The organism is Candidatus Pantoea deserta, from assembly GCF_003813865.1.
Lineage (GTDB): Bacteria > Pseudomonadota > Gammaproteobacteria > Enterobacterales > Enterobacteriaceae > Pantoea > Pantoea deserta.
The window spans coordinates 55591-64914 of the sequence record NZ_RMVG01000023.1 but is presented as its reverse complement, the minus strand read 5'-3'; the positions used below and the strand labels follow the sequence as shown (position 1 = coordinate 64914).

Sequence of the window (9324 nt, the reverse complement as noted above, 5' to 3'; positions counted from 1 at the left end):
ACCTGACCATGAATAAAGCCTCAGGGCCAAACAGCAACACGCGTACCGAACCCTTTGTCAAAGTTATCGCCGTCGTCGCCACGCTGGGCGGCCTGTTATTCGGTTACGATACCGGCGTCATTTCGGGCGCGCTGCTGTTTATGGGCCCTGAACTCAACCTGACGCCCTTTACCATGGGACTTGTCACCAGCAGTCTGCTGTTCGGGGCCGCTTTTGGCGCGCTGCTTTCCGGTCATTTCGCCGCCGCCGCCGGGCGGAAAAAAATTATCCTGGTTTTAGCCGTTATTTTTGCCGCTGGCGCGCTGGGCACCTCCATGGCGCCGAATGTGGAATGGATGATTTTCTTCCGTCTGGTGCTGGGCGTCGCCGTCGGCGGCGCTGCGGCGACCGTGCCTGTCTATATCGCAGAGATTGCGCCGGCGAATCGACGCGGCCAGCTGGTCACGCTTCAGGAGCTGATGATTGTTTCGGGTCAGATGCTGGCCTATATCTCCAACGCCGGATTTAACGCCGCCTGGGGCGGCGAAACCACCTGGCGCTGGATGCTGGCCGTGGCGACGCTGCCAGCGGTGCTGCTTTTTTTCGGCATGATGTTTATGCCGGACACGCCGCGCTGGTATGCGATGAAAGGACGCCTGGCGGAGGCGCGCAGGGTGCTGGAGCGTACCCGCGCCCGACAGGATGTTGAATGGGAGCTGACGGAAATCGAAGAGACCCTGGCGGAGGAAGAGCAGCAGCGTCCGCGTTTACGCGAGCTGCGTAAACCCTGGCTGTTCAAATTGTTTTTGATCGGGATGGGGATTGCCGTTATTCAGCAGCTGACCGGCGTCAATACCATTATGTATTACGCGCCGACCATGTTGAAAGCGGTAGGAATGGATGACAGCGCGGCGCTGTTCGCCACTATCGCCAACGGAGTCATCTCTGTAGTGATGACCTTTGTCGGCATCTGGCTGTTAGGCAAAATCGGTCGACGCACCATGACCATGCTCGGTCAGTTCGGCTGCACTGCCTGTTTGATTTTTATCGGCGTTGTCACATTTTTTATGCCGGAAACCGTGAATGGTCAGCCCGATATGTGGCGCAGCTATATGGTTCTGCTCGGCATGCTGATGTTTTTAAGCTTTCAGCAGGGCGCATTATCACCGGTTACCTGGCTGCTGCTGTCGGAAATATTCCCGACGCGTCTGCGCGGTATTTTTATGGGCGGAGCCGTATTCGCCATGTGGATCGCTAATTTTCTTATTTCGCTGATGTTCCCGGTTCTGCTGGCAAGCGTCGGCTTAGCAGGCGCGTTCTTTATCTTCGCGCTGGTGGGAATTGGCGGCGCAATATTTGTCATAAAATGCGTACCGGAAACGCGCAACCGCAGTCTGGAGCAGATTGAGCACTATCTGCATGAAACACTTTCCCGTGACGAGGCTGAGATCAGAGAACCTGTGGGTCGGCCGATAAATAAAACTTCATAAAGAGGCGTTATCAGTTGCAGACAGAGCCGGTGTAAACGCCGGCTTTTTTTTATCCGTTTGTTATCTGTTGCCGCAGTTGCACCCGTTCATTCAGGATAACCCCGGCGCCGGTTATCATTAGCACAGCCGCAGGCACTATTTGTAAAACATAATGTTTCGATCTGTTTATATTGCGCTTTTTCCTGTGCCTTTTGCGAATAGCCTGCTGGCTTAGTCAATGACGACGATTTCAGTCGCCCGTCTTAATGCCGTCTGCCGTTGTTAATTGCCAGTTAATAGCGCATTGAAAATCCCCTTATGTTTTCACCTGATGTTTATCGCCGACACTTCAGAATTTTCCGTACTCGAAAATTAATTTATTTTTTTATTTGAATTGGGTAATCTTGTCGCTACAGTTTTATTAAACCCCTTAGTCAAGGACATTGTAAAATGAGTGACGCATTTAAAGTTCTGAACAACATTCGCACATTACGTGCGCAGGCACGCGAACTGCCATTGAGCGATCTGGAAGAGATTCTGGAAAAATTAACCGTCGTCGTCACGGAGCGCCGTGAAGAAGTCGAAGCTGAAGAAGCGCAGAACCGCGAAAAAGAAGAAAAGCTGTCTAAATATCGCGAAATGCTGCTGGCTGACGGCATCGACCCGAATGAATTACTGGGTGCGCTGGAAACCGGTAAAAAACGCGCCAAGCGCGCGCCGCGCCCGGCGAAGTACTCTTATACCGATGAGAACGGCGAAGAAAAATCCTGGACAGGTCAGGGACGTACCCCAGCGGCAATTAAAAAGGCGCTGGATTCAGGCAAGAGCCTTGACGATTTCCTGATCGGCTAAATTTACCCAATCCTTGCAAGTGGGAGCCGGTGGCGTTGAACAGCCATCGGCTTTTTTATTTTTCCCCAGCTGCCAGCGGCTTGCCTCAGCCCGCACCTCAGGCGCTGGCATGGGCAAGGCGATGTCTGGCATAATGGCCGCCGTTTTTTCCTCCACTCAGTCATAAAGGTTAATGCCGTGTTAGTAAGCAGCAATATCACCATGCAGTTTGGCAGCAAGCCACTGTTCGAAAATATCTCCGTAAAATTTGGCGGCGGTAATCGTTACGGTTTAATCGGTGCAAACGGCAGCGGTAAATCCACCTTTATGAAAATCCTCGGCGGCGATCTGGCGCCAACCGGTGGAAATGTCTCTTACGATCCCAACGAGCGCATCGGTAAGTTAAGACAGGACCAGTTCGCATTTGAACAATATAGCGTGCTGGATACCGTCATCATGGGACACCATGAATTGTGGGAAGTGAAGCAGGAGCGCGACCGCATATATGCCTTGCCGGAAATGAGCGAAGAGGAAGGCTATAAAGTCGCAGACCTCGAAGTCCAGTACGGGGAAATGGATGGCTACACCGCCGAGTCGCGTGCAGGTGAGTTATTACTTGGCGTCGGCATTCCCGTCGAGCAGCATTATGGCCCGATGAGCGAAATTGCGCCGGGCTGGAAATTACGCGTGCTGCTGGCGCAGGCATTATTTTCAAATCCTGATATTTTGTTACTGGACGAACCAACCAACAACCTGGATATTGACACCATTCGCTGGCTTGAGCAGGTGCTGAACGAACGTGAAAGCACCATGATCATCATTTCGCATGACCGCCACTTTTTGAATATGGTCTGCACGCATATGGCCGACCTGGATTACGGCGAGTTACGCGTTTATCCTGGCAATTATGACGAGTATATGACAGCGGCCACCCAGGCCCGTGAACGTTTATTAGCGGACAACGCCAAGAAAAAAGCGCAGATTGCCGAGCTGCAATCTTTTGTCAGCCGCTTTAGCGCTAACGCCTCTAAATCACGTCAGGCAACCTCTCGCGCGAAACAAATTGATAAAATAAAACTGGATGAGGTGAAAGCCTCCAGCCGTCAAAACCCCTTTATTCGTTTTGAGCAAGACAAGAAACTGTTTCGAAATGCGCTGGAAGTCGAAGCATTAAGTAAAGGTTTCGATAATGGTCCGCTGTTTAAAAAACTCAATCTGATGCTGGAAGTGGGTGAAAAGCTGGCGGTGCTGGGCGCCAACGGTATTGGTAAAACCACGCTGTTAAAAACCCTGGTGGGCGAACTGGCTGCCGATGAAGGCACGGTTAAATGGTCGGAGAATGCGCGCATCGGTTATTACGCGCAGGATCACGCCGCTGATTTCGCCAACGATCTGAGCGTGTTCGACTGGATGAGCCAGTGGAAACAGGAAGGGGACGACGAGCAGGCGGTACGCAGTATTCTGGGGCGTCTGTTGTTCAGCCATGATGATATTAAAAAACCGGCCAGCGTGCTGTCCGGCGGTGAGAAAGGGCGCATGCTGTTCGGGAAGCTGATGATGCAGAAACCTAACATTCTCATTATGGACGAACCCACCAACCACCTGGATATGGAATCGATCGAGTCGCTGAACATGGCGCTGGAGATGTACGAAGGCACGCTGATTTTCGTCTCGCACGACCGCGAGTTCGTCAGCTCGCTGGCGACGCGCGTGCTGGAGATTAAAGAGGACCGCGTAGTGGACTTTACCGGCAACTACGAAGACTATCTGCGCAGCCAGGGCATTTTCTGATTCTGCCTGCTTTGGGGTAGCTCAGGCAGCCCCTGGCGAAAGCAGGGCGAGCGCGGAGAGAATGCCCGCTCGCGATGGCGCTTTACGGGCGCACCTTATCGTTAAGGTGCGCCCGTTCTTTTTATGGCGCGCCCGTCGTCCGAACGCGGTCTGGGATTGCGCAGCCGCGCGTTATCTGCGCGTCGCGGACACGCCTGCCGCAACGCTTATTCGCTGGCTGCCGGGCGGGAGCCGCACACTTCGCAGTGCGCGTCCTGCGCCACCTTCATGCTGCGAAACTCCGCGCTCATTGCATCATACATCAGCAGCCGCGACGTGGCGGGCGTGCCAAAGTGGGTCAGGACTTTAATCGCCTCCATTGCCTGCATCGCGCCAATCACGCCGACCAGCGGCGACATTACGCCAGCCTCAACGCAGCTGAGCGTCTGCTCGCCAAACAGTCGGCTGATGCAGCGATAGCAGGGCGTCCCCGGCTGCCAGTTGAATACGCTAATCTGACCTTCCATACGAATTGCCGCGCCGGAAACCAGCGGCACGCCGCGCGCCCGACAGACGCGGTTAAGCTGCTCCCGGATCGGGACGTTGTCGGTACAGTCGAGCACCACCTGGTGTCCGGCAATCAGCGCCTCAAGCGCGTCCTCTTCAAGCAGACCCTCAACGGTGTCGATCTGTACATGGGGATTGAGGCGGGCGAGACTTTCCGCCGCAGAGACCACCTTTGCCCGACCAACATCGGCATCGTAATGGAGGATCTGACGCTGAAGGTTCGACAGCGCGACGGTATCGAAATCGAGCAGGGTGAGCGCCCCCACGCCAGCGGCAGCCAGCCAGGGCGAGGCGGCACAGCCCAGCCCGCCCAGCCCGACGACCAGCGCGCGGCTCGCCTTCAGCTTTTCCTGTCCCTCGAAGTCGAAGCCGCGCAGCACTATCTGGCGGTTATAGCGCAGCATCTCTTCATCGCTGAGTTCGGGCAGCATTTAGCCCTCCAGCAGCGCGTTAAAGGGTTCAATCTCGACCCACTCGCCTGGCTCAACGGCGCCGCGCTCGCGCTCAAGCACGATAAAGCAGTTGGCTGCCGTAAATGAGCTAAACACATGGGAACCCTGATGACCGGTGCTGCGCACCTCCAGCTCGCCATCCGCGCCACGGCTCATGACGCCGCGCTGAAAGTCGAGACGGCCCGGCGACTTCTTCAGGCGCGTGGCGGCGCGCGCGCGCAGGCGCGGCGGCAGCGGCGACGCGCGCTGGCCGGTCAGGGCGGCGAGCAGCGGCTGCACCAGCTGATAAAAGGTGACGGTGGCAGAGACCGGGTTGCCCGGCAGTCCGCAGAACCAGCTGCTGGCCAGACGGCCAAAGGCAAAGGGCTTGCCGGGCTTAATCGCCAGCTTCCAGAAGGAGATGACCCCCAGCTCGTCCAGCATGGTTTTGGTAAAGTCCGCTTCTCCCACCGACACGCCGCCAGTGCTAATCACCACGTCCGCCTGACGATCGGCCTCGGTAAACGCGACGCGCAGCGCCTGCGGGTCGTCCCTGATAATGCCCAGATCGATTACTTCGCAGCCGAGCTTACGCAGCATCAGCGAGACGGTAAAACGATTGGTATCGTAGATCTGACCTGCCGCCAGCGGCTGTCCTACCGGCTGAAGCTCGTCGCCCGTTGAGAACACCGCGACGCGCAGCTTGCGCAGCACGCTGACCTCGGCAATACCGAGCGAGGCGAGCAGCGGCAGCTCCGCCGTCCCCAGACGCACGCCCGCCTCCAGCACCGGCTGGTCGCGACGAATATCTTCGCCGACCAGGCGAATATTCTGACCAGCTTTGACCGGCGCGTTAATCAGAATGCCGTCCTCAGCCTCGCGCGTCTCCTCCTGCATCACCACGGCGTCACAGCCGGCAGGCACCGGCGCGCCTGTCATAATGCGCACCACGCTGCCTGCCGGCCACTCGCCGGTGAAGGGCGCGCCGGCGAAGGCTTTGCCCGCGACCTTCAGCGGGCGACTGGACTGAATATCGGCCAGCCGCACGGCGTAACCGTCCATCGCAGAGTTATCAAACGGCGGCACGTCGACAGGGGATGTTACCGGCAGCGCAGTAATGCGGCCCACGGCATCGGCCAGCGGCACGCTGAGGCGATCGCGAACGGGCTGAAGCTGCGCCAGCATGGCGGCCTGCGCCTCTTCCAGAGAAATTAATCCGCTAGTAAAGCTTTCCATCGTAATGAATACCTGAGTCAGAACAGTTGCCGCCTATTATGGGACGAAATGTCGGCGGAGTCACATCTGCGCCACGGCATAAGCCACAATAAAAGGTTATGGCTGCGAAGCGCGTTTCCTCTTTACAAGCTGTAACAGGCTTTCTATAGTCAAAAATCACTCAAGTGGCTGAAATCATTTCAAATCAGTGTTTTCAGGCCGATACCTGACAGGACAAGCGTTATGGTCAAAGCAGTCATCGCCATTCACGGCGGGGCGGGCGCCATTACGCGCTCGGCAATGAGCGCGGAAAAAGAGCAGGCGTATCGTCAGGCTCTCACCGACATCGTCACCGCAGGGCAGCGCATGCTGGCGCAGGGCGCCAGCGCGCTGGACGCCGTCACCGAGGCGGTCCGCCTGCTGGAAGAGTGTCCGCTGTTTAACGCCGGTAAAGGCTCGGTCTTTACGCATCTGGGCACGCATGAGCTGGATGCCTGCGTGATGGACGGCCGCACGTTGCAGGCTGGCGCGGTCGCCGGCGTATCGCGTCTGCGTAATCCGGTGCTGGCGGCGCGCAAGGTGCTGGACGTCAGCCCGCACGTGCTTTTCACGGGCGCAGGCGCCGAGCAGTTCGCGCTGGAACAGGGGCTGGAGCAGGTAGCGCCGGACTATTTTTCAACGCCTGAGCGCTGGGAGCAGTTGCAGCGCGCCCTGAGCAGCGATGAGACGCTGCTGGATCATGACGGCGCGGCGCGGTCCGACGATCCGCTGGATCCCGACCGTAAATTCGGCACCGTCGGCGCGGTGGCGATTGACGCCGACGGCAATCTCGCCGCGGCCACTTCGACCGGCGGCATGACCAACAAGCAGGTCGGGCGCGTGGGCGATTCGCCGCTGCCGGGCGCAGGCTGCTACGCCAGCAACGATACCGTGGCGGTCTCCTGCACCGGGACTGGCGAGGTCTTTATTCGCACCCTGGCGGCCTATGACATCGCCGCGCAGATGCGTTACGGCGGCCACTCCCTACAACAGGCGTGCGTCAACGTCATTCACGACACCATTGCCGAACTGGGCGGCAGCGGCGGTCTGATCGCCATTGACCGCTTCGGCAACGTGGCGCTGCCGTTTAACAGCGAAGGCATGTATCGCGGCGTTGCGCGCGTAGGCGACGCGCCAGAGGTCGGCATTTACCGCGAAGGCTAAGGAGCAGGCATGACGCAGCAAATGGCGCCGGAGCAGGTTCTGGCGGTTCGCAATCTTAATGTGCGCTTTTCGCATGAAGGACGCGTAACGCAGGCGGTGCGCGACCTTTCACTGGATGTGCATCGCGGCGAGACGCTGGCGATCGTCGGCGAATCCGGCTCCGGCAAATCCGTGACCTCCCTGGCGCTGATGCGGCTTATCGAACAGACGGGCGGCGACGTCAGCGGCGAGATTCTGCTGCGCCGCCGCAGCGGTGAGCTGCTGGATGTGGCGCAGGCCGCTCCGAAAGTAATGCGGCGCGTGCGCGGGGCCGATATGGCGATGATCTTTCAGGAACCGATGACCTCGCTTAATCCGGTGTTTACCGTCGGCGAACAGATCGCCGAATCCATCCGCCTGCATCAGGGCAAAAGCCATCAGGCGGCGCTGGCGGAGGCGCGGCGCATGCTCGACCTGGTGCGCATTCCGGAAGCGCAGGGCGTGCTGGCGCGCTATCCGCATCAGCTCTCCGGCGGCATGCGCCAGCGCGTGATGATCGCCATGGCGCTGTCGTGCCGACCTGCGCTGCTGATCGCCGATGAGCCGACCACGGCGCTTGACGTCACCATCCAGGCCCAGATTCTCCAGCTGATCCGCGTACTGCAAAAAGAGATGCATATGGGGGTCATTTTTATTACCCACGATATGGGCGTGGTGGCTGAAATGGCGGACCGCGTGCAGGTGATGTATCGCGGCGATGTGGTTGAGAGCGCGCCGGTGCAGCAGCTGTTCGACGCGCCGCAGCAGCCCTATACCAAAGCGCTGCTGGCCGCCGTGCCTAAGCTTGGCGCGATGCGCGGCCAGCCGCTGCCCGCGCGTTTCCCGCTGCTGCATGCCGACGCGCAGGCCGAGCCGGAAACGCCGCAGGATACGGTGCGGCGCGATCTTGCCCCCATCTTGCAGGTGCGCGATCTGGTCACGCGTTTCGATATTCGCGGCGGGCTGCTTAATCGCGTAAAGCGGCGCGTGCACGCGGTAGAAAAAGTCAGCTTCGATCTTTACGCGGGCGAAACCCTGGCGCTGGTGGGGGAGTCGGGCTGCGGTAAATCCACCACCGGGCGCTCGCTGCTGCGGCTGGTGGCAAGCCAGGGCGGCACCATTACCTTTAACGGTCAGCGTATCGACACTCTGGCCGGTTCGGCGCTGGCCCATCTGCGGCGCGATATTCAGTTTATTTTTCAGGACCCTTACGCCTCGCTCGATCCGCGCATGACGGTGGGGTTCTCTGTGATGGAGCCGCTGTTGGTGCACAAGGTGATGCCGCGGCGCGAGGCCGAACAGCGCGTCGCCTGGCTGCTGGAAAAGGTCGGCTTGCTGCCGGAGCACGCGCAGCGCTATCCCCATGAGTTTTCCGGCGGCCAGCGCCAGCGTATCTGCATCGCGCGCGCGCTGGCGCTCAATCCCAAAGTGGTGATCGCCGATGAGTCGGTGTCGGCGCTTGATGTTTCTATTCAGGCGCAGATCGTCAACCTGATGCTCGATCTGCAACGGGAATTTGGCATTGCCTTTTTATTTATTTCGCACGATATGGCGGTGGTAGAGCGCATCAGCCATCGTGTGGCAGTGATGTATCTCGGACAGATCGTTGAAATGGGACCGCGTCAGGCGGTATTTGAACAGCCGCGCCACCCTTATACCCGCAAGCTAATGGCGGCCGTGCCAGTGGCCGATCCGGCGCACCGCCGTCGCGAGCGCGCCTTAATGGTCGATGAGATCCCTGGCGTTATTCACGCGCTGGGCGACGAACCGGAAGTGGCGCCGCTCACTGAGGTCGCGCCGGGCCATTTCGTCGCGCGGCATGCCATTAGCGGCACCTGAAC

Annotated in this window: 7 protein-coding genes; 5 read left to right on the top strand and 2 right to left on the bottom strand. The window is 58.7% G+C overall.

Going from position 1 to position 9324, the window contains the following annotated elements; genetic code table 11:
- Positions 1-2 precede the first annotated feature (2 nt).
- From BBB56_RS20935 to BBB56_RS20925, 3 genes are all read left to right on the top strand, one after another.
- Positions 3-1469, top strand: a complete 1467-nt coding sequence (locus BBB56_RS20935; protein ID WP_233593077.1) for a sugar porter family MFS transporter — start codon at positions 3-5, stop codon at positions 1467-1469.
- Between the two features lie 429 nt (positions 1470-1898).
- Positions 1899-2300: an H-NS family histone-like protein gene (locus BBB56_RS20930; protein WP_123802854.1), complete on the top strand. Its 402-nt coding sequence runs from the start codon at positions 1899-1901 to the stop codon at positions 2298-2300.
- A 177-nt stretch (positions 2301-2477) separates the two neighbouring features.
- Complete coding sequence (locus tag BBB56_RS20925; RefSeq protein ID WP_123802853.1) at positions 2478-4070, top strand: ABC-F family ATPase; 1593 nt, start codon at positions 2478-2480, stop codon at positions 4068-4070.
- A 206-nt stretch (positions 4071-4276) separates the two neighbouring features.
- On the opposite strand, the gene moeB is transcribed toward BBB56_RS20925, so the two are convergent.
- Together moeB and moeA are read right to left on the bottom strand one after the other, a co-directional pair.
- Positions 4277-5047 (bottom strand): molybdopterin-synthase adenylyltransferase MoeB, encoded by a 771-nt coding sequence (gene moeB / locus BBB56_RS20920; protein WP_123802852.1) that lies wholly within the window; start codon positions 5045-5047, stop codon positions 4277-4279.
- Positions 5048-6283, bottom strand: a complete 1236-nt coding sequence (gene moeA, locus BBB56_RS20915) for a molybdopterin molybdotransferase MoeA (RefSeq protein WP_123802851.1) — start codon at positions 6281-6283, stop codon at positions 5048-5050.
- A 222-nt stretch (positions 6284-6505) separates the two neighbouring features.
- Between moeA and BBB56_RS20910 the strand changes: the two genes are divergently transcribed.
- Positions 6506-7465, top strand: a complete 960-nt coding sequence (locus tag BBB56_RS20910; protein ID WP_123802850.1) for an isoaspartyl peptidase/L-asparaginase family protein — start codon at positions 6506-6508, stop codon at positions 7463-7465.
- A 9-nt stretch (positions 7466-7474) separates the two neighbouring features.
- Positions 7475-9322 carry a glutathione ABC transporter ATP-binding protein GsiA gene (gene gsiA / locus BBB56_RS20905; protein ID WP_123802849.1) on the top strand — a complete coding sequence of 616 codons (1848 nt, stop codon included), beginning with the start codon at positions 7475-7477 and terminating at the stop codon, positions 9320-9322.
- Positions 9323-9324 lie beyond the last annotated feature (2 nt).

Coding starts and splice junctions, on each gene's coding strand:
- BBB56_RS20910 (WP_123802850.1), top strand. CDS start 6,506: ATGGTCAAAGCAGTCATCGCCATTCACGGCGGGGCGGGCGCCATTACG.
- moeB (WP_123802852.1), bottom strand. CDS start 5,047: ATGCTGCCCGAACTCAGCGATGAAGAGATGCTGCGCTATAACCGCCAG.
- moeA (WP_123802851.1), bottom strand. CDS start 6,283: ATGGAAAGCTTTACTAGCGGATTAATTTCTCTGGAAGAGGCGCAGGCC.
- BBB56_RS20930 (WP_123802854.1), top strand. CDS start 1,899: ATGAGTGACGCATTTAAAGTTCTGAACAACATTCGCACATTACGTGCG.
- gsiA (WP_123802849.1), top strand. CDS start 7,475: ATGACGCAGCAAATGGCGCCGGAGCAGGTTCTGGCGGTTCGCAATCTT.